The sequence below is a fragment of the Serratia sp. BIGb0234 genome (genome assembly GCF_024809915.1).
GTDB classification, from domain to species: domain Bacteria; phylum Pseudomonadota; class Gammaproteobacteria; order Enterobacterales; family Enterobacteriaceae; genus Serratia; species Serratia liquefaciens.
In genome coordinates this window covers 604,210-627,504 of record NZ_JANUEI010000001.1, presented here as the reverse complement: position 1 = coordinate 627,504, position 23,295 = coordinate 604,210, and the positions used below count along the sequence as shown (strand labels likewise).

Genomic DNA, 23,295 nt, shown 5'->3' with positions numbered 1-23,295 from the left:
GGCCTCCTCCCTTAAGCAACCACATCCTGGTAATAACGCTGCGCCACATCCGGATGGGAACGGATGCGTCCTTTCAGGTAGTTAAAGCCTACGTCGCGCAACAGCGGATTATGCGGATCACTGGCTGGGCCATGGGCTTCCGCGGCCAGATATTCAGGCAGCTGATACACAGGCACCACCGCGTCCAGTCGCGCCCCGAGGAAGAAAGCAATCGACAGTCGATCGCTCCCCGCCGGCGGCGTCTCCACCCGATGTACCGTGGCGCGCAGGTAGCCGTTGGTTGCCAGCTCCAGCAATTCGCCAATGTTGACCACAAAGGTATCCTCAAGCGGTTCGGCGTCAACCCAGCGCCCTTCATCCACTTCAACCTGCAGACCTTTCTGCCGGTCCTGCAGCAGGAAGCTGAGAAAACCGGAGTCTTTATGGGCGCCAACCCCCTGCCCGCTCGCGGTCGCTTCACGCCCTGGATAACGGATCAGTTTGATATGTTCATTGGGTTTGTCGCCGTAGAGCGAATCAAATGCTTGTTCCGGCAGTGAAAGCGACAGGGCAAAGGCGCGCAACAGCCGCAGCGACATGGCGGTCATCGCCTGCTGCCATTGCAATAACAGCGGTTTCAGTTCGGGCAATGCCTCCGGCCATTGGTTCGGCCCTTGCAAACGCGCCCAGCGTGGGGTTGCTTCAGCCAACGGCAGCGCCGCTCGCTCTGCACCGATATCAAACTGTTCGCGCCAGTCCGGCTGGCCGCGGGTCAATTCAGCCGCCGCACGGTTATAGCCGCGAAAATGCGGCGAATGCACCATCTGCACCGCCAGTTTGTCGGCTTCCGGCAGGGCGAAAAACTGTCTCGCCAACCGTTGCAGCTGTGCATTCAGGGCACTATCAACGCCGTGGCCACGCAAATAGAAAAAGCCGACGTCACGCGCCGCAATACGCAAACCGTCAAGAAACGCCTGCCGCTGCCCGGCGTCGCCATCAAGCTGCGAAAGATCCAGCAGCGGCAGCTTCTTCAGCGTCAGTGGGGGTGTCATCATCCTGTTCCTCTTCATCCCCGACAAAAATCGGGCCGGTATAAAGGCGAATTATCAGCATCTTCAACTCCTGGATAGCCAGCGTATTACCCCTATAGTTACCACCGCGGCTCAAGCGTCAGCCAATATTGTTGCGTTCTAAGTTATGCAAACCTTCAACAAAGCGTCGCAAAACTGTCATCAATGCGACTTATGCTCTGCGCAATTTCGTTGTCGCCACTGGCTGGCGACTAACGCTATCCGCTATTCTATAAACAGCCCCATTCCCCCTCCCTGCCTGCCGGAGAAATACTGATGGATTTAGCCTTATTCGACCTGGATGAAACCCTGATTGATGAAGACAGCGCCAGCCTGTGGATGCGTTGGTTGGTCACTGAAGGGTTTGCACCGGCGGAACTGGAACAGCAGGAACAGCAACTGATGCAGCACTATTATCAGGGCAAGCTGTCCATGGAGGACTACATGCAGGCCACGCTGGCGCCGCTGGCCGGCCTGAGTACCGAAACGGTGGCCGGCTGGGTGCAGCGCTATATTCGCCGCGATATCCTGCCGCGAGTCTACCCTGCCGCCCGCGAGCGGCTGCTGTGGCACCGCGAGCGTGGTGATTGCATTCTGGTCATTTCCGCCACGGGCGAGCACCTGGTGGCCCCCATTGCCGCCCAGCTTGGCGCCGACGGCGCGCTGGCCATCGGCGTCGAAGTGCAAGACGGCCGCTTCACCGGCAACACCTACGGCACCATGACCTACCAACAGGGCAAGGTTATCCGCCTGAAAAAGTGGTTGGCTGAACATCCGGAACTGAGCTTCGAGCACAGCCACGGCTACAGCGACTCCCTCAACGACAAGGCGATGCTGGAATACGTCGACAGCGCCACGGTAATCAACCCCGACAGCGAACTCAACGCGTTGGCGCTGGAGCAAGGCTGGGAGATCTGCCGCTGGGAGCGCTGAATGTGTCGCCCACGTCGGCAAAAAATGCCTTCCAGTGTGACAAGCGCTGAATTGTGGAGTAGGAATAATTAGTTAGGTTGATTAACCCACGTAAAAGAGGCGTTCTATGCTGACCATTTGGGGTCGTGAAAATTCGAACAACGTCAGGAAAGTGCTGTGGTGCGCCGCAGAGCTGGAGCTGAGTTACAGCCATATCAACGCCGGAGGCGCTTTCGGCAAGGTGAACGACGAACTCTACCGTTCATTGAACCCGAATGGCCTGGTGCCGCTGCTGCAAGACGATGACTTTGTGCTGTGGGAGTCCAACACCATAGTGCGCTATCTGGCCGCGAAGTTTGGTAGCGAACCTTTCTACCCGCAGGATCTGCAGGCGCGTGCCAGTGCCGAAAAATGGATGGACTGGACCACGGCCACCATTGTCAGTCACTTTAGCGTGGTGTTCTGGGGTTTGGTGCGTACCAAGCCGGAACTGCGCGATATGGCGAAGATCGAAGCGGCGATTGCCACACTGGAAAAGCATTTCGACATTGTGGAAGACACCCTGGGTCGTCAGCCTTACCTGTCCGGTGAAGACTTCGGTATCGGCGATATCCCGCTGGGCAGTTTCGCCTACGCCTGGTTCTCCATGCCGATCAAGCGCCAAGCTCGTCCGAACATGGAGCGCTGGTATAAGCAACTGACCGAGCGGCCAGCCTATCAGCGCGGTGTGATGAGTGAGTTAACCTGAGTTTCCTGCGCCCCGCATCCGCTGGGGCGCAATCCTCTCCTGGAGCCCTACCCGCAGCAGCTTGCCGTTGCTTGCATCGGTTAACAGGTAAAGATAGCCGTCAGGCCCGACCCGCACTTCGCGAATGCGTTCACCGCGATCCTCCAGCAGCCTTTCTTCAGAAACCACGTTGTCTCCCTGCAGCGTCAGACGGATCAGCGCTTCCTGGGCCAGCGCACCAATAAACAGCGAATGCTTCCAGGCAGGGAAACGCGGCGAATCATAGAATGCCATGCCGCTGATGCCCGGCGACACCGGCCAATAATGCAGGGGTTGTTCGGTGCCCGCGACCTTCTGCCCTTTCGCCTCCGGGATCGCCAGCCCGGAGTAATTGATGCCATAGGTGGCTATCGGCCAGCCGTAGTTTTTCCCTGCCTGCGGAATATTGACCTCATCGCCACCGCGTGGACCGTGTTCGTTCTCCCACATCACCCCGCTCCACGGATTCAACGCCAGCCCCTGAGGATTACGGTGGCCGTAGGACCAAATTTCCGGCCGCTTGCCGGCCTGGCCGACAAAAGGATTATCCGGCGGTACCGCGCCGTCGGCGGTTAAGCGCACCATTTTGCCCTGTAACTTGTCCAGATCCTGCGCCGTCGGCCGCTGATTATTCTCCCCGAGCGCGATAAACAGATTCCCCTGACGATCAAACGCCAGCTTGCCCCCAAAATGATTGCCGACCGACAGCTTGGGTTGCTGGCGGAAAATCACCTTGAAATTCTCCAGCCGTCGGTTGTCGGTGCTAAGTTGCCCGTAGCCTACCGCCGTCCCCGCTTTACCCTCATCGCCCGCTTCGGCGAAGCTGAGGTAAACTCGTCGGCTGGTGGAAAAATCGGGCGCCAGCAACACTTCCAGCAAACCGCCCTGGCCTTCTGCATATACCTGCGGCACACCGGCGATAGGCGCCGAAAGGCCCTGGCCCGGCAGCCAGAGCCGTAAACGCCCCGGCCGTTCGGTGATTAACATTCCCTGTTCGCCGGGCAGAAATGCCAGCGACCACGGGTGTTCCAACTTGTCCTGCAATTGCGTTACCGTCGGCGCGGCGTGCAGCAAGCCGCTGAACAACAGCAAAGCGGCTATCATAGTCAATCGGTGCATAGCGTCCTCCTGGACAAAAAACAACCTACTCAGTGTAGTCCAGCAGGCTGATTTTGACGTTTGTTTTAAATTTCAACGTGTTGCCTTTTAGTCAGACTGTGCTTAAGTTAAGGGTTCACCAAGGAGGAAAGATGAACATCACCGTAACCGAGACGCTCAATGAAGACACCCTCGACGTTATTCGTCAGGGGCTTAGAGCCCACAACAGCCCCTATGTGGATCCCAGCTTGCGTAAGCCGCTTGGCATTTACGCCCGGGACACCGCCGGCCAGGTGGTCGCCGGCCTGACCGGCGAGACCTGGGGCAACTGGCTGAGCGTTGAATGGCTATGGGTAGCGGACTCGCAACGCGGCAGCGGCCTGGGGCGTAAAGTATTGCTGGCGGCGGAACGGGAGGCGAAAGCACGCGGCTGCCGCTATGTTCGTTTGGATACCTTTAGTTTTCAGGCGCGGCCGTTCTACGAAAAACTCGGTTATCAACTGCAGATGACGCTGCAGAATTACCCGGTGGAACATGAATGTTACTTTCTCACCAAAACCCTAATTGAATAGCAGGTGACCTGATGGAAACCGCAACCATGGTTGTGAATTGCGTGGCATACAAGGCCGGTGAACGGCTGGGCGAAGTGACCATTGATGATATCAGCGAGGTGGTCAAACAGCCGGATACCTTCGTCTGGCTCGGGCTGTGGCAGCCGGAAGACGCCTTTATGCGCAAAGTGCAGGAGGAGTTCGGGCTGCACGATCTGGCGATTGAAGATGCGCTGTGCGCCCACCAGCGACCGAAGCTTGAAGCTTACGGTGACTCGCTGTTTATCGTGGTCAAAACCGCGCAATGGGGCAATGACGAAATTGAGTACGGCGAAACACACTTCTTCGTGGGCAAGAACTTCCTGATCACGGTACGCCACGGCGAATCACCGAGCTACGCCCCAATCCGCGCCAAGGCCGAAGAGAACCATAAGCAAATGTGCCGCGGCCCGGGCTTTGCCTTGTATTCGGTGTTGGACTTTGTAGTAGATAACTACCGTAGCGTGGTGGCGAAGTTCGAGGCGACCATTGAAGGAATTGAAGCCAACATGTTCAAATCGGAATTTGATCAGGCCGCCATCGAGAACGTCTACACCCTGCGGCGGCACCTGCTGGCGCTGCGCAATGCCGCGATGCCGATGGACGAAATCTGCAATCAGTTGATCCGCCTGCATGAAGAAGTGATCCCGAAAGAGCTGCGCGCCTACGTACGCGACGTGCAAGACCATGCGCATCAGGTGGTCAGCAATATCGACGATATGCGCGAAATGCTGACCAACGCGATGCACGTCAATCTGGCGCTGGTCACCGTAAAACAGAACGAAGTGGTGAAACGCCTGGCCGGTTGGGGGGCGATCCTGGCGATCCCTACGGTGATTTTCAGCCTGTACGGCATGAACTTCGCCGACATGCCAGAGCTGAAGTTCCCCTGGGCCTACCACGCCACGCTGGGGGTCACCGTCGTCGGCTGCTTCTTCCTCTACCAGAAGCTGAAGCGCTCCGGCTGGCTTTAAACGAGGATGGGGCTGCGCATGGCAGCCCCTGATTACCGGTTACTCGGGCTGTACCTGCGGCTGTGGGCTTGGCCGGGTCAGTAAGCTGCCAATCAAGAAGGCCGCGCCGCCCGCCAGCAAGCCGCCGTAGATAGGGCTGTTGGCTTCAATACCCTGATAATACATCAGCCCCAAAACGCTCAGGCTGCCGGTCAGCATGCTGGCGATAGCGCCGGTGCTGGTGGCCCGTTGCCAGAAAATCGCACCAATCAGCGGGATCAGCATGCCGCCCACCAGCAGGTTATAAGCCAGCGTCAGCGCCGCCATCACGTCCCGCACCACAAACGCCAACCCCAGCATGATGCAGCCCATGATCAGCGTAGTAAATCGCCCGGCGGTCAGTCCGCCCGAGGGGCGCTTGCGAATCGCCGGCAATACGTCCTCCAGCGCGATGGTCGATGACGCCAGCAGGCAGGCGCTGGCGGTCGACATCAGCGCAGCCAGTGCGGCGGCGGCCACCAATCCGCTGACGCCCGGCGGCAGTACCGCCTGCGCAATGGCGGCAAAAGCCCCGTCGGTATTAGCCAACTGCGGCAGCACCAGCTTGCCGGCCATGCCGATCAACGCACCGGCTACGCCATACAGCACGCAATACACGCCGGCCCCTAACCCGGCATAACGAGCAATAGTGTTGCTGCGGGCGGTAAATACCCGCTGCCAGATATCCTGACCAATCAAAATGCCGAAGAAGTAGATCAGGAAGAACACCGCGATAGTATCCAGCCCGATGGATGATAGCCGGTAGTAGCTATCCGGCAGTTGGCTACTGAACGCCGTCCAACCCCCGGCTTTGACGATGCTCATCGGCATCAGCACCAACATCATGCCAACGGTCATGATGATAAACTGGATAATGTCGGTCAGCGTCAGTGACCACATGCCGCCCAACGTTGAATACAGCACCACCAAACCGCCACCGAGCAAAATCGACGTGATAAACGACAGATCGAACATCACCTGCATCACGCTGCCGATGGCAATGATCGACGTCACCGCCACCATCAGATCGTAGGCCAACATAATGGCGCCGCTGGTGACTCTGGCCGCTGGGTGATAACGGCGCGACAGCACCTGGCTGACGGTGTAGAGCTTTAGCTTAAGCAGCGGCTTTGCCAACACCATGCTCAGCACCACGATGCCCGCCCCCAGCGCACCGCACAGCCACACGCCAGAGATGCCGTAGGTATAACCCAGTTTGACGCTGCCGATGGTTGACGCCCCGCCCAGCACCACCGCAGACAGGGTGCCCAGATACAAACAGGGCCCCAGATTACGTCCGGCAACCAGATAATCCTCTTTGGTCGTCGCCCGGCGAACGCCTAACCAACCCACCGCTCCTATCACCAAAAAGTAAAACACCACTACCAGCAGATCGAGATTCATGAGTCACTCCGCATGTTTATTATTGTTATTGGATCCAGGCGCAACGGCTCCGCCGGTCAGGTATGGCGACGTCTTATCGCCCAGGCAGCACGCATAACATTTCAAACAGCAGGTTGGCCGCCAGCAGCGCGGTATTACCGGAACGATCGTAAGGCGGTGAGACCTCCACCACGTCGGCGCCGATCAGATTCAGCCCCCGGCATCCTCGGACAATTTCCAGGCCCTGCCATACCGACAACCCGCCAACTTCCGGCGTGCCGGTACCCGGAGCAAACGCCGGATCCAGCCCATCGATATCGAAGCTGAGATAAACCGGCCCACTGCCCATCTGCTCGCGCACTTCGGCCATCAGCGGCGCTAAAGAGCGATACCAACACTCTTCCGCCTGCACCACGCGAAACCCCTGCCGGCGCGACCAGTCGAAATCGGCAGCTTCATAGCCGCTGCCCCGTAGCCCAATCTGCACAACCCGTTGCGGTGCCAACAGCCCCTCTTCAAAAGCGCGACGGAAAGTGGTGCCGTGCGCCAGTTGCTCGCCAAACATCTCCTCATTGGTGTCTGAATGCGCATCCACGTGAATTAGACCGACCAGGCCATGACGGCCGGCGGCGGCACGCAGGATCGGCAACGTCAGCGTGTGATCGCCTCCCAGCGTCAGCGGGATGCAGCCATGGGCCAGAATGTCGCTATAGGCCAGTTCGATACGCCGAACGCTGTCCGCCAGACTGTAGGGATTGATGGCGACATCCCCCAGATCGGCAACCTGCAACCGTTCGAAAGGGGCAGCGCCGCTACCCATGTTGTACGGGCGGATCATCACCGACTCCTGACGGATCTGCCGAGGCCCATAGCGCGTGCCGCTGCGGTTTGAAGTGCCAATATCAAGAGGAATGCCAACGAAGGCCGCATCCAGACCGCGCGCATTTTCGGCAACGGGCAGGCGCATCATGGTAGGGATACCGGCAAACCGCGGCATGTCGTTGCCACTTTGGGGTTGATTAAGCATGTGTTTTCCTCGTTCTGGCATGATTTAATTTCAACATTTAGATAACAAATACAGGCTACCCCGATGGCCGACAGGGCTACCATTCCATCTTTGTGATGTAAGCATTGAAAATACCGATGTTTTGTAACGCTTTGAACTATTGGTTTTATTTGTAATCTGTGACATAAAAAGAGTGATTTTGGCCCGTCAGGGTGACGCCATGGATGTTACCAATCGGTTAACAAGGGAAGTTTTGCGGAGGAAAAGATGCTCACTAATCTAAGCGACATCGATCTGCGGCTGCTGCGGGTGTTCGTCGCCGTCGCGGAGGCCCATGGCGTCAGCGCCGCCCAGGAGCCGCTGTTGATGAATCAGTCGACCATCAGCACCCATCTTGCGACGCTGGAGACCCGGCTGGGGTTTCGTCTGTGCCAGCGAGGGCGCTCCGGTTTTATGTTGACACCCAAAGGGGAGCGCATATTGATCGCCTGCCGCACGCTGTTTAACGCCGCACGCGACTTCACCCGGGTCAGCCAGTCGCTGAACGGTCTGCTGACCGGCGATCTGCAAATCGGGCTGGTGGATAATCTGGTGTCGCTGCCGGGCAACCCCTTCAGCCGTGCTATCAAACAGTTTCAACGCCGCCATCAGGACGTGCAGTTGCAGTGCCGAATTTGCGCCCCCGGCGAAATTGAACAGGGGTTGCTGAATCAGCAGCTCGATTTGGGCATCGGTTATTTCGGCCAGCAGTTGGAAGCATTGCAGTATCAACCCTGGATAAGCGAAACGCAGGCGGTCTACTGCAGCAGCGATCATCCGCTGTTTACCGCAGAGCAACCGGGTCGCGAACAAATTGAGAATGCGCGTTGGGTCAAGCGAGGTTATCTGTTGGCGCAGCAGCTCTGCCCGTTGGCGCCGTTAAACCTTGGTGCCGTCGCCCACCATATGGAGGGGGTCGCCCATCTGGTGCTCAGCGGCGAATATCTCGGGTACCTGCCGACCCATTATGCCGCGCGCTGGGTTGAACAGGGAGCACTGCGGCAGTTAGGCGGGCAGGCGCTCTCCTACCAGGCAACCCTGAGCCTGGTGACCCGACCCGGAGCGCCAAAGGAGGCCTTGTTGGCGCTGATAGAGGATTTGAGCGGATTGGCGCGAGCGCCACAGACAAAAAACCCCGCAGGCGCGGGGTCAGATACTGATATTAATTGACCGGCATGCGCGCCGGATCCGGATACTGATATTCGAACCCCAGCTCATTGCAGATGCGGCTACCGTCCACCAGGCGCCCACCCTGCTCTGCCTCAATGGCGAACTGCGGCGGGGCCAGATGCAGCTGTTCGGCCAGCGCCGGGTAAAATTCACGCTTGGTGGGATGGGCCGGGGCGCAAAGGTTATAAACGTGACCGCCTTTCGGCAGTTTCAGCAACAGTTGAATCGCGGCGATCACATCGTCCTGATGCACCAGATTCACCCCTTGCGAACCGCCTTTGACGTCGACTTTGCCGGCCAGGAAACGACCGGGGTGACGATCCACACCCACCAGTCCCGCCAACCGCAAGATATCCACCGACGTGTTCGGCAGTTCATGCAGCCAACGCTCCAGTTCCACCAGCACTCGCCCCGAAGGCGAAACCGGCTGCAGCGGCGAATCCTCGCGTACCGTGCCGGTAGTTTCACCGTATACCGAAGTCGAACTGGTAAACAGAATACGCGGTACGCCAAAAGCCATCGCGCTGTCCACCAGCATGCGTACCGCATTGAAGTAGTTCTCGCTGCCCTCGACAGTGCGGCGCGCAGGCAATGTCACCACCAGCGCATCGACGCGCAGCAAAGACTCCAGATCCTCGGGTTCGCAAATCAGCTCCGGCGTCATTTCCAACTGATAACATTCAATGCCGCTCATCCGCGCGGCCTCAACGCCATCCGGCGTCGTTTTACTGCCAACGACGTCAAACCCACGGCTCATCAGCGACAGGGCCAACGGCATGCCCAGCCAGCCCAGACCAATAATGGCTACCTTTTTCATCACCTTCCTCTCCTGAAGATCGCAGCGCTTTACCCATTAAGGCTACGCCACTGCGTGAAGTGATACAATCCACCCAGTTTAAGCTTAGGTAAAGTCGCGTCCAGCTAATAACTCAACCTGTTTCAATAAATTAAATTTATGACCGTAAAAAAGGGTTGCGTGACAGACGGCGGATAGTTTAGGTTAATTAGCAATTGAGTTTGTAGCGACTTTATACAGAGAAAACACCATGACACGCATTCAGTTCAGCCACCATCATCACCATCATCCTGACTAGTCTTTCAGGCGATGTGTGCTGGAAGACGGTTTTTTAATCTTCCAGTGGCGCGCAGAATGCAAGAGAGAGCCCTCGGAAGATTTCTTCCGAGGGTTTTTTTTTTGGCTCCGGACAGACAGAAAAAATAATTTTTAAAATAAATTCAAATACCCCAAATAATTCGAGTTGCTTGTAGGCGGCAACTGAGTGAATCCCCAGGAGCTTACTCAAGTAAGTGACTGGGGTGAATGAAGGCAGCCAACACCCAAGCCACTTGAAGTATGACGGGTATAAAATTACAGATTAAACAGAGGTTACCATGCTGGACAAAACACGTTTACGGATAGCAATGCAGAAGTCAGGCCGCCTGAGTGATGAATCCCAGGAGTTACTGGCGCGCTGCGGCATTAAAATCAACCTGCAGCAACAGCGCCTGATTGCCTTCGCGGAGAATATGCCGATTGATATCCTGCGCGTCCGTGATGACGATATCCCAGGGCTGGTGATGGACGGCGTGGTCGATCTGGGGATTATCGGTGAGAACGTGCTGGAAGAAGAGCTGCTCACCCGCCGCGCTCAGGGCGAAGATCCCCGTTACTTCACCCTGCGTCGCCTGGACTTCGGCGGTTGCCGTCTGTCGCTGGCTACCTCGCTCGACACGGAATACACCGGCCCGCAAAGCCTGCAAGACGCCCGCATCGCCACCTCTTATCCGCACCTGCTGAAACAATACCTCGATAAACAAGGCGTGCGCTTCAAATCCTGCCTGTTGAACGGTTCGGTGGAAGTGGCACCGCGTGCCGGTCTGGCTGACGCCATCTGTGACCTGGTCTCCACCGGAGCCACGCTGGAAGCCAACGGCCTGCGCGAAGTGGAAGTGATTTACCGCTCGAAAGCCTGCCTGATCCAACGTGACGGCGAAATGCCGGAAGCCAAACAGCAATTGATCGACCGCCTGATGACCCGTATTCAGGGCGTGATCCAGGCACGCGAATCCAAGTACATCATGCTGCACGCGCCGAGCGAGCGCCTCGACGAAATCGTTGCGCTGCTGCCGGGCGCGGAACGCCCAACCATTCTGCCACTGGCCGGTGCGCAAAATCGCGTGGCAATGCACATGGTCAGCAGTGAAACCCTGTTCTGGGAAACCATGGAAAAGCTGAAAGCGCTGGGTGCCAGTTCGATTCTGGTGTTGCCAATTGAGAAGATGATGGAGTAACGCCATGTCGACTTTCAATACTCCGGTCAATTGGGCAGGCTGCAACGCCGAACAGCGCGCGGCACTGTTGATGCGCCCGGCGATCGCAGCCGAAGACAGCATCACCCGCACGGTGAACGAGATTCTCGACAACGTGAAGGCCAACGGTGACCAGGCGCTGCGCGATTACAGCGCCAAATTTGATAAAACCGAGGTTGGTGCGCTGCGCATCACCGCCGACCAGATCGCCGCCGCCAGCGCTCGTCTGGGTGATGATATAAAACAGGCGATGGCAGTCGCGGTCGCTAACGTCGAAACCTTCCACAATGCGCAAAAGCTGCCGCCGGTGGATGTGGAAACCCAGCCGGGCGTGCGTTGCCAACAGGTCACCCGCCCGATCGACTCGGTCGGGCTGTATATTCCCGGTGGCTCCGCGCCGCTGTTTTCTACCGTACTGATGCTGGCGACGCCGGCACGTATCGCCGGTTGCCGCCGCGTGGTGTTGTGCTCACCGCCACCGATTGCCGATGAAATTCTCTATGCCGCGCAGCTGTGCGGGGTAAAGGAAGTGTTTCAGGTTGGCGGCGCACAGGCGATTGCCGCTATGGCATTCGGCACCGACTCCGTACCGCGCGTGGCGAAGATCTTCGGGCCGGGCAATGCCTTTGTCACCGAAGCCAAGCGCCAAATCAACCAACGGTTGGACGGCGCAGCGATCGATATGCCGGCCGGTCCTTCCGAGGTGTTGGTGATTGCCGATGCCGGTGCGACGCCGGCGTTTGTCGCCTCTGATTTGTTGTCGCAGGCGGAGCACGGCCCAGACTCGCAGGTGATTCTGCTGACGCCGGACGCCGTTATGGCACAGGCGGTAGCCGAAGCGGTCGAACAGCAACTGGCGCAACTGCCTCGCGCCGAAACCGCTCGTCAGGCGCTGGCCAGTAGCCGACTGATCGTCGCCAAAGATCTGGCCGAGTGCGTGGCGATCAGCAATCAGTATGGCCCGGAACACCTGATCATTCAGACCCGCGATGCCCGCGCCCTGGTCGACAGCATCACCAGCGCCGGTTCGGTATTTCTCGGTGACTGGTCGCCAGAGTCCGCCGGTGACTATGCGTCCGGCACCAACCACGTATTGCCGACCTACGGGTATACCGCGACCTGTTCCAGCCTGGGCCTGGCGGATTTCCAAAAACGCATGACGGTGCAGGAACTGACGCCGCAAGGCTTTATGAACCTGGCCGCCACCATTGAAACCCTGGCTGCCGCCGAGCAGTTGATTGCCCACAAAAACGCCGTCACCCTGCGCGTTGCCGCACTGAAGGAGCAAGCATGAGCATTGAAAACCTGGCGCGCGCCAACGTTCGCGAGCTGACCCCGTATCAATCGGCTCGCCGCCTGGGGGGCAATGGCGATGTGTGGCTGAACGCCAACGAATACCCGATCGCCCCGGAATTCCAACTGACCGCTCAAACCTTTAACCGCTATCCGGAGTGCCAGCCGGCACGGGTGATCGAGCGCTACGCCGATTACGCCGGGGTTAAAAAGGAACAGGTGCTGGTCAGTCGTGGGGCGGACGAAGGCATTGAACTGCTGATCCGCGCCTTCTGCGAGCCGGGCAAAGACGCCATCCTGTTCTGCCCGCCGACTTACGGCATGTACGCCGTCAGCGCTGAAACCTTTGGCGTGGAGCGTCGCACCGTGGCGGCCAAAAAGGACTGGCAATTGGATTTAGCTGCCATCGCCGACAGCCTGGATAACGTGAAACTGATTTACGTCTGCAGCCCAAACAACCCAACCGGTAATCTGATCGATCCCAACGATCTGCGCACCCTGCTGGAAATGGCCAAAGGCAAGGCAATCGTCGCGGTTGATGAGGCCTATATCGAATTCTGCCCGCAGGCCAGCGTGGCCGCCTGGTTGAGCGACTACCCACACCTGGCTGTCCTGCGCACTCTGTCAAAAGCCTTCGCGCTGGCTGGCTTGCGCTGTGGTTTTACTCTGGCCAACGAGGACTTGATCGCCCTGCTGCTGAAGGTGATCGCACCTTATCCGCTGTCTACTCCGGTCGCCGATATCGCTGCACAGGCGCTCAGCACCGAGGGGATCCGCGTGATGCGTCAGCGCGTTACCGAGATTGCCGCCAACCGCAGTTGGCTGCAGCAGGCGCTGCAAAACTGCGCTTGCGTTGAGCAGGTTTTCGCCAGCGACAGCAATTACCTGCTGGCTCGTTTCACTGCATCCAGTAATGTGTTTAAAACCTTATGGGATCAGGGCATTATCTTAAGAGACCAAAATAAACAACCTGGGTTGTCCGGCTGCCTGCGCATCACCATCGGCACCCGTGACGAATGCCAGCGCGTGGTTGACGCGCTGTCTGCCCTGCCCGGTGCAACCGAGACTCGCCAGGAGCCAATGTGAGCCAGAAATTCCTCTTTATTGACCGTGACGGCACGCTGATTGCTGAACCCCCAGAAGACTTCCAGGTTGATCGCCTGGACAAGCTGGCGCTGGAGCCGGACGTCATTCCTTGCCTGCTTGAATTGCAGCAGGCAGGTTACCAACTGGTGATGATCACCAATCAGGATGGCCTGGGTACCGCCAGTTTTCCGCAGGAAACCTTCGATCCGCCGCACGGCCTGATGATGCAGATCCTCAGCTCCCAGGGCATTCACTTCGAAGATATCCTGATCTGCCCACACCTGCCGGCGGACAACTGCGATTGCCGCAAACCCAAAACCGCGCTGGTCAAAGGCTATCTGGAGCCCGGCGTGATGGATACCGCTCACAGCTACGTGATCGGCGATCGCCCCACCGACGTTCAACTGGCGGAAAACATGGGCATTCAGGGCTTGCGCTATCAGCGCGATACCCTGGGCTGGAAAGAGATCACCCGCCAACTGACCCAGCGCGATCGTCATGCGCAGGTTAACCGCGCCACCAAAGAAACCCAGATCGACGTCAACGTCTGGCTGGATCGCGAAGGCGGCAGCAAGATCAAAACCGGCGTGGGTTTCTTCGATCACATGCTGGATCAGATCGCCACCCACGGCGGCTTCCGCATGGACATCAATGTTAAAGGCGATCTGTATATCGACGATCACCACACGGTAGAAGACACCGGTCTGGCGCTGGGCGAAGCCCTGAACAAGGCATTGGGCGACAAACGCGGCATCGCACGTTTCGGCTTTGTGCTGCCAATGGACGAGTGCCTGGCGCGCTGCGCGCTGGATATCTCCGGCCGTCCGCACCTGGAATACAAGGCTGAGTTTAACTATCAGCGCGTCGGCGATCTGAGCACCGAAATGGTCGAACACTTCTTCCGCTCGCTGTCTTACACCATGGGTTGCACGCTTCACCTGAAAACCAAAGGCAAAAACGACCATCACCGCGTCGAAAGCCTGTTCAAAGTGTTTGGCCGTACGCTACGCCAGGCGATCCGCGTTGAGGGCAATACCCTCCCGAGCTCGAAAGGAGTGCTGTGATGAACGTGGTGATTTTAGACACCGGCTGCGCCAACCTGTCTTCTGTCACCTACGCGGTGCAGCGACTGGGTTATCAGCCGCAGGTAAGCCGTGACCCGGAGATCGTGTTGCGCGCCGATAAGCTTTTCCTGCCGGGCGTCGGCACAGCACAGGCGGCCATGGATCAGTTGAAGCAACGCGAGTTGATCGATTTGATCAAAGCCTGCACTCAGCCGGTGCTGGGTATTTGCCTCGGTATGCAGTTGCTGGCAAAAAGCAGCGAAGAGAATGGCGGTATCGACACGCTGGGCATTATCGAGACGCCGGTCACCCAGATGACCGACTTCGGTCTGCCGCTGCCGCACATGGGCTGGAACCAGGTGTCGGCACAGGCCGGCCACCATCTGTTCCGCGGCATTGAAGACGGTGCCTACTTCTACTTCGTTCACAGCTATGCGATGCCGATATGCCCAAGCACCATCGCCCAGGCGAACTACGGCGAGCCCTTCACCGCCGCCGTGCAAAAAGACAACTTCTTCGGCGTGCAGTTTCATCCAGAACGTTCTGGAGCAGCCGGTGCGCAACTGTTGAAAAACTTTCTGGAGATGTAGGCAGCATGATTATTCCAGCTTTGGATTTGATCGACGGCAACGTGGTGCGTTTGCATCAGGGTGATTACGGCCAACAGCGCGACTACGGTAACGATCCGCGCTCACGCCTGCAGGACTATCAACAACAGGGTGCGCAGGTATTGCATCTGGTCGATCTGACCGGGGCCAAAGATCCTGCTGCACGCCAGATCCCGCTGCTGCGCCAACTGCTCGCCGGGGTTAACGTGCCGGTACAGGTTGGTGGCGGCATTCGCAATGAGCAGGACGTTTCGGCACTGCTGGAAGCCGGTGCGACCCGCGTGGTCATCGGCTCCACAGCAGTGAAACAACCGCAGTTGGTGCAAGGCTGGTTTGAGCGCTATGGCGCAGAGGCCATGGTATTGGCGCTGGACGTGCGTATCGACGCCGACGGCACCAAGCGCGTGGCGATCAGCGGCTGGCAAGAAAACTCAGACGCCACTTTGGAACAGGTGGTGGAGCAGTTCCTGCCCTACGGCCTCAAGCACGTGCTGTGCACCGATATTTCCCGCGATGGCACGCTGGCTGGCTCCAACGTGGCGCTGTACCAGGAAATCAGCCAACGCTATCCGCAGATTGACTTCCAGGCATCCGGTGGCATCGGCAACCTGGACGATATCGCCCAACTGCGTGGCAGTGGCGTTAAAGGTGTGATTGTGGGGCGTGCCCTGTTGGAAGGTAAGTTTAGCGTTGAGGAGGCAATCGCATGCTGGCAAAACGGATAATCCCGTGCCTGGATGTCAAAGACGGGCAAGTAGTGAAAGGCGTGCAGTTCCGCAACCATGAGATCATCGGTGACATCGTGCCGCTGGCGCAACGCTATGCGCAGGAAGGTGCGGACGAATTGGTATTTTACGATATCACCGCCTCAAGCGATGGTCGTGTAGTGGACAAAAGCTGGGTGTCGCGAGTGGCGGAAGTGATTGATATCCCCTTCTGCGTCGCCGGCGGGATCAAAAGCCCGGAAGATGCCAGCCAGATCCTCTCTTTCGGCGCCGATAAGATTTCCATCAACTCTCCGGCGCTGGCCGACCCCGATCTAATTAGCCGTCTGGCAGATCGCTTTGGCGTACAGTGCATCGTGGTGGGTATTGATACCTGGTTCGAAGCCTCAACCGGCAAGTATCACGTTAACCAATACACCGGCGACGAAAGCCGCACCCGCGTCACCCAATGGGAAACCTTGGATTGGGTTAAAGAAGTGCAAAAACGCGGTGCCGGCGAGATTGTGTTGAACATGATGAACCAGGATGGCGTACGCAACGGTTACGATTTGGAACAGCTGCGGAAGGTCCGTGAGGTATGCAAAGTGCCCCTGATCGCCTCCGGCGGCGCGGGCACCATGGAACACTTTCTGGAAGCGTTCCGTGATGCGGACGTTGACGGCGCCCTGGCCGCGTCGGTGTTCCACAAGCAAATCATTAATATCGGCGAACTGAAAAAGTTCCTGGCCGCCCAAGGTGTGGAGATCCGCCTGTGTTAACAGAACAACAAAGAAGCCAGCTCGACTGGGAAAAAACTGACCACCTGCTGCCGGCGATTGTGCAGCATGCCGTCTCCGGCGAAGTGCTGATGCTCGGCTACATGAACCAGGAAGCGCTGACAGCTACCGAGCAAAGCGGCAAGGTCACCTTCTTCTCTCGTACCAAGCAGCGCCTGTGGACCAAGGGCGAAAGCTCTGGCAACTTCCTCAACGTAGTGAGCATCACCCCAGACTGTGATAACGACACGCTGTTGATTTTGGTCAATCCGATCGGCCCGACCTGCCATCTGGGCAATACCAGCTGCTTCCACCCGGCCGCCAGCGATTGGGGTTTTCTGTATCAGTTGGAGCAACTGCTGGCGGAGCGTAAAAACGCCAGCCCCGACAGCTCTTACACCGCCAGCCTGTACGCCAGCGGCACCAAGCGTATCGCACAGAAAGTCGGTGAAGAAGGCGTGGAAACCGCATTGGCCGCGACGGTGAACGATCGCGAAGAGCTAACCAACGAAGCCTCCGATCTGATTTATCACCTGCTGGTGCTGCTGCAGGATCAGGATCTGGATTTGAGCAAGGTGATTGGTCGGCTGCGTGAGCGGCATAAAAGATAAAATTACGTCATGAATGCCACAATTTTTTGGCATAAAAAAACCGGCATTAAATATCATCGGACGATATTTTAATGCCGGTTATTGACTAGAATCTTATATCAATAATTTAGATATATTTCTTCCAGAATTTCTTCCTGTTTATACGCTTATAGCCTTCTTTCCAGTAGCTCTGCTCAAACATTTCAGAATACTTATGCCCCTGAAGCAAGCGTTCTTTTAGGCTTAATTTCTCCGCCAAGGCAATGCGGCCATTATTGGCCCCCGCAGCCTCCGAATGAGTGATGCCAACCAACGCATCCAGCTCGTAGCTGCTTGGATTTGACACAAGCTCAAAGAAAGGTTCGGATAGCAACCGGCTACTCATGGCCTCTGACGGTACAACCGCAAGAATAGAAGAAATGTATTCAAAGAATGACCGAATACCTTTTTGCAAAAGCTGTGCTTTTTTAAGATATTCCAACTCCTCCTCACTCACATTTTCTTTCACTGGCTGAGTTTTACCATCAATCTTTTGGTAACCTTTGGTCGACCCGGTATTGTCCGCCATTGCAAACTCCAACAGCTCGACCCCACCAGAGAGGATCAAATCATGTTGATTTCTAGGCTCCCCAAAATTAGTCAACCAACCTTTCATGTCATTATAATAGGATTTGTTATCCTTAGCCCCTTCAAAGGTTGCCAAGTATAGCCCGCTTATTTTCTTATCTGCCCAGATATCTCCTAAAGCACGGCTGAAGACTGATTGAATGTTTCCCATCCAACCAATATCGACTAACGCCACTGAAGAATAATTCCCTACTGCTTCTTTGAAATAATCTGAGAATTCATCCCGATATTTCTTGTTTTGCAGCAAAGCATGCATGAACAGCTTATTAATCAGCCAATGGACTTTATCACGCTCGCCGTGGCTTGGAACATAGTTGACGTCAGGGAAGCCAACGTCGTGAATATCGGAAAGATGCTCTTCAGCATTTAGTCCAATAACAGACAGAATGTTTTTTATGCTTTTTCTATTCTTACCACCAAACAGATGCCAGATACGATGCATTGGCCAATCAGTCATTCCCATTTTGTAAGTAGATGCACGGGAAAGATAAACATACTGATAGTCGAACTGGCGATCTTTATTATAGAAATCAAGGAAAATATCGCGAATCAAATGCGCATCTCGCGCCAAAAACAATAGCTTCTCAACGTTAAGTTTTTTGGCCGTAGCATGGATCCAGGATGTGTAACCCAGCATCAATGGACCAAAGATCTTGAAACCAATCTCAGTGAGCGGGTCATCAGAAAAAAACTGTCTCGCCTGAATATTCGTTACCGAGATATTAATAGACTCGCCAATAACATCTTTAATCTGCCAATGACGTGAAACACCGCCATCATATTCAGACCAATCAGCATGTAGCCCATCTATCGAATGATGCTTTGCCATTTCAACGTCAGAATGCTTATTATCGCCAATATGCAACCAACGTTTTCCAGTAAGGTTAAGTTTATTCCTAACCTTAGGATATAACTCTCCGGTGTGTTTAGACACCCCTTCTTCACCTGAAGAAAAAATGGCAACATCATCAAGATTTTTGTAGCCAGCATTTTCCAGTAACTCGCGTAGCACTTTCGAAGGTAAATACATATCGCTGATAACGATAATCTTACATCCTGCGGCCCTGGCCTTATTAAAAAGATCTTCTGCCGCTATACTTTTAAAAAGAACAGCCTTCTCCATCTCTATTTCTAGAGAAATAAGCATGTTAATAACATGCTTAGGCAATGTCGGGATCCTTTGGCTGACCTGATCATAGATGTCGGATATCAGAATTTCAGGCTCGCCTCCGTGCAAACTTACCTTATGTTGCCTGGCTTTTTCTTCCGCCTTTTCCCTGATAACAGAAAAATTATCGACCAAATCGGGCCATGCGATATATTGACTATCATACGATAAATTGGCTTGAATCAGTGAAAACAAGTCCTTGGGCCGCGCAATTTTTCGACTCAAAAGTGTATCAAATATGTCGAAACTCACGAAGTCGTAATTATTAAAATCCATAGTTCCTTCTACTCCTGAGCATAATTATTCAATGGCCGAAGTGATGACAAATTTTATTCTCAATCGAAGCTATTCGATGAAACATAGTTTCGTTAAAGATAAAATTAGAAATAAACCGACAGGTATAATCGTCAGAGGTATTTCTAGCTATACTATTGAGAATGACTTTTGATGAAAAACCATACTCTTCGGCATGAATAATGCTATAGTTGCCCAGGTTAAAGTCATCTTCCCGGCGGAAATGATAAAAAGACAAAGATTCGGGAACGATCCACACATCATTCTTGCTCATAAATGAAATCAAGAACACCCAGAAAAACGCTGGCTCCATGATATTATGAGACACGACAGTGCGTATAAATGCAGAAAAGTCAAAAATGCATGACGATGCTGGGATACTATTTCTATAATACAACGCATCGATATTCACCGGGCCAACCGAGAAATAATGATTCCACGGTTCGGTTCTGTCGATCTTTATCCTGTTGCCTTCAGCTATTTCATAAACTTTATTAACATGGCTGGCAACAGCACCAACAGATGGGTATCTGACTTTACTCTTTTCAAAAACGGAGATACAACGGGATAAATACTCTGGCGCCCAAGTATCGTCGTCATCAAGAAAACATGCATACTCAAATGGGAAGCTGTGTAGTGTTTTAATAAGTTCTTCCTGAGAAGAGACAGCATGAATTTTGTCGCTTTCAGAAATAAAAACCAACTCTTCAATATCTGACGGTATACCAGAACCGTTAGTCATGATAAAAACTTTATAATTTTGATATGATTGATTCTTCACGGACTCAAGAGCTCGCAAAAGCAAGCGCTTCCTAGTCTCATGATGTCTCAAAATAATAGCAACTGAGCCTTTCATAATTCCTCTATGAATACTATCTAGGCAAATTAATTAACATGGAAACATATTAAATAATTATAGTAACCTCTGATTCACTACCGATATAACAATTCAAGACCGATATAACAATCAAAGATCAAATCTTATAATAGCAAAAGCCGGGCATAGCCCGGCTATCTTATATTAATTAACTTATTCCATCCATTCGGTATGGAATACGCCTTCTTTGTCGATACGTTTGTAAGTGTGAGCACCGAAGTAGTCACGCTGCGCCTGGATCAGGTTGGCAGGCAGAACCGCTGAACGGTAGCTGTCGTAGTAGGAGATTGCCGCAGAGAAGGTCGGCGTAGGGATGCCGTTTTGCACCGCGTAAGACACCACGTCACGCAGCGCCTGCTGATATTCGTCAGCAATCTGCTTGAAGTAAGGTGCCAGCAACAGGTTAGCGATATCCGCGTCCTGTGCATAAGCGTCGGTGATTTTCTGCAGGAACTGTGCACGGATGATGCAGCCGGCGCGGAAGATCTTGGCAATGTCGCCGTAGTGCAGATCCCAGTTGTTTTCTTTGGAAGCCGCTTTCAGCTGAGAGAAGCCCTGCGCATAGGAAACGATTTTGCCCAGGTACAGCGCGCGGCGCACTTTCTCGACGAATTCGGCTTTGTCACCGCTGACTGGCGTCACTTTAGGACCGGTCAACACTTTAGATGCGGCAACGCGCTGGTCTTTCAGTGAGGACAGGTAACGTGCGAATACCGACTCGGTGATCAGCGACAGCGGCTCGCCCAGATCCAGAGAGCTCTGGCTGGTCCATTTGCCGGTACCTTTGTTGGCAGCTTCGTCCAGGATCACATCAACCAGGTATTTACCTTCTTCATCTTTCTTGGTGAAGATATCTTTGGTGATGTCGATCAGGTAGCTGTTCAGTTCGCCTTTGTTCCACTCGGCAAAGGTGTCAGCCAGTTCTTCATTGCTCAGGTTCAGCGCCTGCTTCAACAGGGAATAGGCTTCTGCAATCAGCTGCATGTCGCCGTATTCGATGCCGTTGTGCACCATCTTCACATAGTGACCGGCGCCATCAGCACCGATGTAGGTCACGCAAGGCTCGCCTTCCGCTACCGCAGCGATTTTCTCCAGGATTGGCGCCACCAGCTCGTAAGCTTCTTTCTGGCCGCCAGGCATGATTGAAGGCCCTTTCAGCGCGCCCTCTTCACCACCGGAAACACCGGTACCGATGAAGTTGAAGCCTTGATCAGACAGTTCGCGGTTACGACGGATGGTGTCCTGATAGTAGGTGTTGCCACCGTCGATCAGAATGTCACCTTTATCCAGGTGCGGAGTCAGGGAAGCAATGGTCTTGTCAGTCGCTTCACCTGCTTTCACCATCAGCAAGATGCGGCGTGGTTTTTCCAGCGATTCAACGAACTCTTCGACGGTGTAGTGCGGCACCAGGTTTTTACCTGGATTCTCGGCAATAACTTCATCAGTTTTATCGCCTGAACGGTTAAAGATCGAAACGGTGTAACCACGGCTTTCGATGTTCAGTGCCAGATTGCGGCCCATTACCGCCATGCCGACAACGCCGATTTGTTGCTTGGACATTGAAGAACTCCTGTCTGAGGATGACCCTGTTAACAACTGTGGCCAACAGGTTTTGTGATGTGGCACACATGTTAACTCAGGATTGAGCCGCGTGGGTAGTGATTGGTGCGATAGGCTTTATAACAGATAATAAACCATCAGAAATTATACAGTTGTGCCAATAAACGTTGTTTGGCTTGCTGAATCAGAACCCTTCCCGGCTGGCGGTCAATGCGTACTACAGGTGACAGCAGGGGTACCAATGCGTCCGCACTGATATCCGGCCTGACCATAGGCCAGTCAGACATGGGTTGTAAGCTGGCGAATTTGTTGTCGTAATAATCTGACCACGATAACGCAATACCATCGATACCCAGACTTGCAGCAATGACCTGAAAGTGGAAGCGTGAACTGATGCAAAAATCGTTAGTGGCAAATGCTAAACCATCTTGCCAAATCTGTTCGAACGGCACGAAACTTGCGTGAGGAAAACGCTCCTGCACCTGGTGAAAAAACGTACCATCTGTTCCTGGACGAAACTCATAAAAATTGATCGCGGCCGCAGGATAAATCTGACAAAACCTGGCTACGACCGTCTGCAACAGCGTCAACAGATTCTCGGCTAGAATACCATCTTCAGACAGTTCGGTATGGATACACAGATGAAGAGTGGGTTGTTCACGCTCCACAAGACGTCCGGTTGGAGAATCGGGGAAAGCAAAATAATCGTCCCCGGAGAAACCCAGTACAGGAATTCCAAAAGATTCCAATACTTTATAGCTGGCTTCGTCTCGTACATCAAAGTGATTAAACTGACGGATGAACGGTGCTAATTTAGCAGCATTTTCAGGCGAGAGCGGCTGCAATCCAAGCCCGGTTGCGTAACAGGCCAACTGATGCTTTTCAGCAAAATAAGCCGCAAGTTCTATCAATCGCGCATTGGCCCCCCAGAGTTCATTGATGTATCCCCCCCCCAACAGATGGATACTTTCCGCAGAGATAAAGACCTCGGACATTAAGCGCTCACGAATCGGTAGCGCATGAGGATCGGCAAATTTGTCCTGAACGGACCCCTTGTCACCCAGCGCTTGGGCCAAACGCCATAGATAATCTACACATTTAACCCCCGGAAATAGCTCCGACGCCACCACAGCATCAACCGCATCAAGATAGATAACGCTATCAGGAAACTGCCGTTGCAATTCATTTATCCAGTATCGCGTTAGCATGTCATCACCAAAATTTGGCATACCTGCGGCTGAAACTAAATACAATGTTTTCTTCTGTACTGATGGAGCTTGAACATCCCTATCCTGCCTTTTCGTCCATAATTTCGCGAAAAAAGCCAAAATAG

At 54.7% G+C, this 23,295-nt stretch carries 23 protein-coding genes and 1 other annotated feature; of the genes, 14 read left to right on the top strand and 9 right to left on the bottom strand.

The features are described from left to right. Positions 1–11 precede the first annotated feature (11 nt). Complete coding sequence (locus M2407_RS03120) at positions 12–1,031, bottom strand: isopenicillin N synthase family oxygenase (protein ID WP_217331441.1); 1,020 nt, start codon at positions 1,029–1,031, stop codon at positions 12–14. 294 nt (positions 1,032–1,325) lie between these two features. On the opposite strand from M2407_RS03120, the gene M2407_RS03115 reads away from it, so the two are divergent. Next, positions 1,326–1,982, top strand: coding sequence for an HAD family phosphatase (locus M2407_RS03115; protein ID WP_048761769.1), 657 nt, complete (start codon positions 1,326–1,328; stop codon positions 1,980–1,982). Between the two features lie 106 nt (positions 1,983–2,088). Beyond that, entirely contained in the window at positions 2,089–2,709 is a 621-nt protein-coding gene (locus M2407_RS03110) for a glutathione S-transferase family protein (protein WP_020826056.1), read from the top strand. Here the strand turns inward: M2407_RS03110 and M2407_RS03105 are convergent. Further along, a complete protein-coding gene (locus M2407_RS03105; protein ID WP_217330991.1) occupies positions 2,701–3,846 on the bottom strand; it encodes a PQQ-dependent sugar dehydrogenase in 1,146 nt (381 codons plus the stop codon). The two genes, M2407_RS03110 and M2407_RS03105, sit on opposite strands and share 9 nt — an antisense overlap. 131 nt (positions 3,847–3,977) lie before the next feature. On the opposite strand from M2407_RS03105, the gene M2407_RS03100 reads away from it, so the two are divergent. Continuing rightward, complete coding sequence (locus M2407_RS03100) at positions 3,978–4,397, top strand: N-acetyltransferase (protein ID WP_115059333.1); 420 nt, start codon at positions 3,978–3,980, stop codon at positions 4,395–4,397. A gap of 11 nt (positions 4,398–4,408) precedes the next feature. Continuing rightward, entirely contained in the window at positions 4,409–5,389 is a 981-nt protein-coding gene (gene corA, locus M2407_RS03095) for a magnesium/cobalt transporter CorA (RefSeq protein ID WP_122077970.1), read from the top strand. A gap of 39 nt (positions 5,390–5,428) precedes the next feature. On the opposite strand, the gene M2407_RS03090 is transcribed toward corA, so the two are convergent. Both M2407_RS03090 and speB read right to left on the bottom strand, forming a co-directional pair. Next, complete coding sequence (locus M2407_RS03090; RefSeq protein ID WP_201895553.1) at positions 5,429–6,811, bottom strand: sodium:solute symporter; 1,383 nt, start codon at positions 6,809–6,811, stop codon at positions 5,429–5,431. 73 nt (positions 6,812–6,884) lie between these two features. Next, entirely contained in the window at positions 6,885–7,817 is a 933-nt protein-coding gene (gene speB / locus M2407_RS03085) for an agmatinase (RefSeq protein WP_259216722.1), read from the bottom strand. A gap of 246 nt (positions 7,818–8,063) precedes the next feature. Between speB and M2407_RS03080 the strand changes: the two genes are divergently transcribed. Then, a complete protein-coding gene (locus M2407_RS03080; RefSeq protein ID WP_020826050.1) occupies positions 8,064–9,005 on the top strand; it encodes a LysR family transcriptional regulator in 942 nt (313 codons plus the stop codon). Here the strand turns inward: M2407_RS03080 and M2407_RS03075 are convergent. Continuing rightward, positions 8,998–9,822 (bottom strand): SDR family oxidoreductase, encoded by an 825-nt coding sequence (locus M2407_RS03075; RefSeq protein WP_020826049.1) that lies wholly within the window; start codon positions 9,820–9,822, stop codon positions 8,998–9,000. The two genes, M2407_RS03080 and M2407_RS03075, sit on opposite strands and share 8 nt — an antisense overlap. Positions 9,823–10,051: 229 nt before the next feature. Here M2407_RS03075 and hisL point away from each other — a divergent pair, with 229 nt between their 5' ends. From hisL to hisIE, 9 genes are all read left to right on the top strand, one after another. Further along, on the top strand, positions 10,052–10,099 hold the full coding sequence (gene hisL / locus M2407_RS03070; protein ID WP_101495319.1) for a his operon leader peptide: 48 nt from the start codon (positions 10,052–10,054) through the stop codon (positions 10,097–10,099). Further along, positions 10,075–10,201: a sequence feature (His leader region), on the top strand. (Overlaps the previous gene by 25 nt.) Before the next feature lie 196 nt (positions 10,202–10,397). Next, positions 10,398–11,297 (top strand): ATP phosphoribosyltransferase, encoded by a 900-nt coding sequence (gene hisG / locus M2407_RS03065; protein WP_041414374.1) that lies wholly within the window; start codon positions 10,398–10,400, stop codon positions 11,295–11,297. 4 nt (positions 11,298–11,301) lie between these two features. Further along, positions 11,302–12,609 carry a histidinol dehydrogenase gene (hisD, locus tag M2407_RS03060; RefSeq protein ID WP_217330990.1) on the top strand — a complete coding sequence of 436 codons (1,308 nt, stop codon included), beginning with the start codon at positions 11,302–11,304 and terminating at the stop codon, positions 12,607–12,609. Next, a complete protein-coding gene (hisC, locus tag M2407_RS03055) occupies positions 12,606–13,694 on the top strand; it encodes a histidinol-phosphate transaminase (protein WP_187962584.1) in 1,089 nt (362 codons plus the stop codon). The genes hisD and hisC overlap by 4 nt, the downstream gene beginning before the upstream one ends. Then, positions 13,691–14,758, top strand: coding sequence for a bifunctional histidinol-phosphatase/imidazoleglycerol-phosphate dehydratase HisB (hisB, locus tag M2407_RS03050; protein ID WP_129940200.1), 1,068 nt, complete (start codon positions 13,691–13,693; stop codon positions 14,756–14,758). Before hisC ends, hisB begins: the two co-directional genes overlap by 4 nt. Next, complete coding sequence (hisH, locus tag M2407_RS03045; protein WP_046374040.1) at positions 14,758–15,348, top strand: imidazole glycerol phosphate synthase subunit HisH; 591 nt, start codon at positions 14,758–14,760, stop codon at positions 15,346–15,348. Before hisB ends, hisH begins: the two co-directional genes overlap by 1 nt. Before the next feature lie 5 nt (positions 15,349–15,353). Next, positions 15,354–16,091: a 1-(5-phosphoribosyl)-5-[(5-phosphoribosylamino)methylideneamino]imidazole-4-carboxamide isomerase gene (gene hisA / locus M2407_RS03040; protein WP_020826043.1), complete on the top strand. Its 738-nt coding sequence runs from the start codon at positions 15,354–15,356 to the stop codon at positions 16,089–16,091. Next, on the top strand, positions 16,073–16,849 hold the full coding sequence (hisF, locus tag M2407_RS03035) for an imidazole glycerol phosphate synthase subunit HisF (RefSeq protein WP_046374042.1): 777 nt from the start codon (positions 16,073–16,075) through the stop codon (positions 16,847–16,849). The genes hisA and hisF overlap by 19 nt, the downstream gene beginning before the upstream one ends. Beyond that, positions 16,843–17,457, top strand: a complete 615-nt coding sequence (gene hisIE / locus M2407_RS03030) for a bifunctional phosphoribosyl-AMP cyclohydrolase/phosphoribosyl-ATP diphosphatase HisIE (protein ID WP_128864052.1) — start codon at positions 16,843–16,845, stop codon at positions 17,455–17,457. The genes hisF and hisIE overlap by 7 nt, the downstream gene beginning before the upstream one ends. A 106-nt stretch (positions 17,458–17,563) precedes the next feature. On the opposite strand, the gene M2407_RS03025 is transcribed toward hisIE, so the two are convergent. The 4 genes from M2407_RS03025 to M2407_RS03010 form a co-directional block, all read right to left on the bottom strand. Further along, positions 17,564–19,507: an HAD-IA family hydrolase gene (locus tag M2407_RS03025; protein ID WP_259216719.1), complete on the bottom strand. Its 1,944-nt coding sequence runs from the start codon at positions 19,505–19,507 to the stop codon at positions 17,564–17,566. 28 nt (positions 19,508–19,535) lie between these two features. Further along, positions 19,536–20,381 carry a glycosyltransferase family A protein gene (locus tag M2407_RS03020; protein WP_122077953.1) on the bottom strand — a complete coding sequence of 282 codons (846 nt, stop codon included), beginning with the start codon at positions 20,379–20,381 and terminating at the stop codon, positions 19,536–19,538. 174 nt (positions 20,382–20,555) lie between these two features. Further along, complete coding sequence (gene gndA, locus M2407_RS03015) at positions 20,556–21,962, bottom strand: NADP-dependent phosphogluconate dehydrogenase (RefSeq protein WP_020826040.1); 1,407 nt, start codon at positions 21,960–21,962, stop codon at positions 20,556–20,558. Positions 21,963–22,099: 137 nt separating this feature from the next. Beyond that, complete coding sequence (locus M2407_RS03010) at positions 22,100–23,290, bottom strand: polysaccharide pyruvyl transferase family protein (RefSeq protein WP_259216717.1); 1,191 nt, start codon at positions 23,288–23,290, stop codon at positions 22,100–22,102. Positions 23,291–23,295 lie beyond the last annotated feature (5 nt).

Coding starts and splice junctions, on each gene's coding strand:
- corA (WP_122077970.1), top strand. CDS start 4,409: ATGGAAACCGCAACCATGGTTGTGAATTGCGTGGCATACAAGGCCGGT.
- hisF (WP_046374042.1), top strand. CDS start 16,073: ATGCTGGCAAAACGGATAATCCCGTGCCTGGATGTCAAAGACGGGCAA.
- hisH (WP_046374040.1), top strand. CDS start 14,758: ATGAACGTGGTGATTTTAGACACCGGCTGCGCCAACCTGTCTTCTGTC.
- M2407_RS03020 (WP_122077953.1), bottom strand. CDS start 20,381: ATGAAAGGCTCAGTTGCTATTATTTTGAGACATCATGAGACTAGGAAG.
- hisG (WP_041414374.1), top strand. CDS start 10,398: ATGCTGGACAAAACACGTTTACGGATAGCAATGCAGAAGTCAGGCCGC.
- hisC (WP_187962584.1), top strand. CDS start 12,606: ATGAGCATTGAAAACCTGGCGCGCGCCAACGTTCGCGAGCTGACCCCG.
- gndA (WP_020826040.1), bottom strand. CDS start 21,962: ATGTCCAAGCAACAAATCGGCGTTGTCGGCATGGCGGTAATGGGCCGC.
- M2407_RS03110 (WP_020826056.1), top strand. CDS start 2,089: ATGCTGACCATTTGGGGTCGTGAAAATTCGAACAACGTCAGGAAAGTG.
- speB (WP_259216722.1), bottom strand. CDS start 7,817: ATGCTTAATCAACCCCAAAGTGGCAACGACATGCCGCGGTTTGCCGGT.
- hisA (WP_020826043.1), top strand. CDS start 15,354: ATGATTATTCCAGCTTTGGATTTGATCGACGGCAACGTGGTGCGTTTG.
- M2407_RS03025 (WP_259216719.1), bottom strand. CDS start 19,507: ATGGATTTTAATAATTACGACTTCGTGAGTTTCGACATATTTGATACA.
- M2407_RS03080 (WP_020826050.1), top strand. CDS start 8,064: ATGCTCACTAATCTAAGCGACATCGATCTGCGGCTGCTGCGGGTGTTC.
- M2407_RS03115 (WP_048761769.1), top strand. CDS start 1,326: ATGGATTTAGCCTTATTCGACCTGGATGAAACCCTGATTGATGAAGAC.
- hisD (WP_217330990.1), top strand. CDS start 11,302: ATGTCGACTTTCAATACTCCGGTCAATTGGGCAGGCTGCAACGCCGAA.
- M2407_RS03120 (WP_217331441.1), bottom strand. CDS start 1,031: ATGACACCCCCACTGACGCTGAAGAAGCTGCCGCTGCTGGATCTTTCG.
- M2407_RS03100 (WP_115059333.1), top strand. CDS start 3,978: ATGAACATCACCGTAACCGAGACGCTCAATGAAGACACCCTCGACGTT.
- M2407_RS03090 (WP_201895553.1), bottom strand. CDS start 6,811: ATGAATCTCGATCTGCTGGTAGTGGTGTTTTACTTTTTGGTGATAGGA.
- M2407_RS03105 (WP_217330991.1), bottom strand. CDS start 3,846: ATGCACCGATTGACTATGATAGCCGCTTTGCTGTTGTTCAGCGGCTTG.
- M2407_RS03075 (WP_020826049.1), bottom strand. CDS start 9,822: ATGAAAAAGGTAGCCATTATTGGTCTGGGCTGGCTGGGCATGCCGTTG.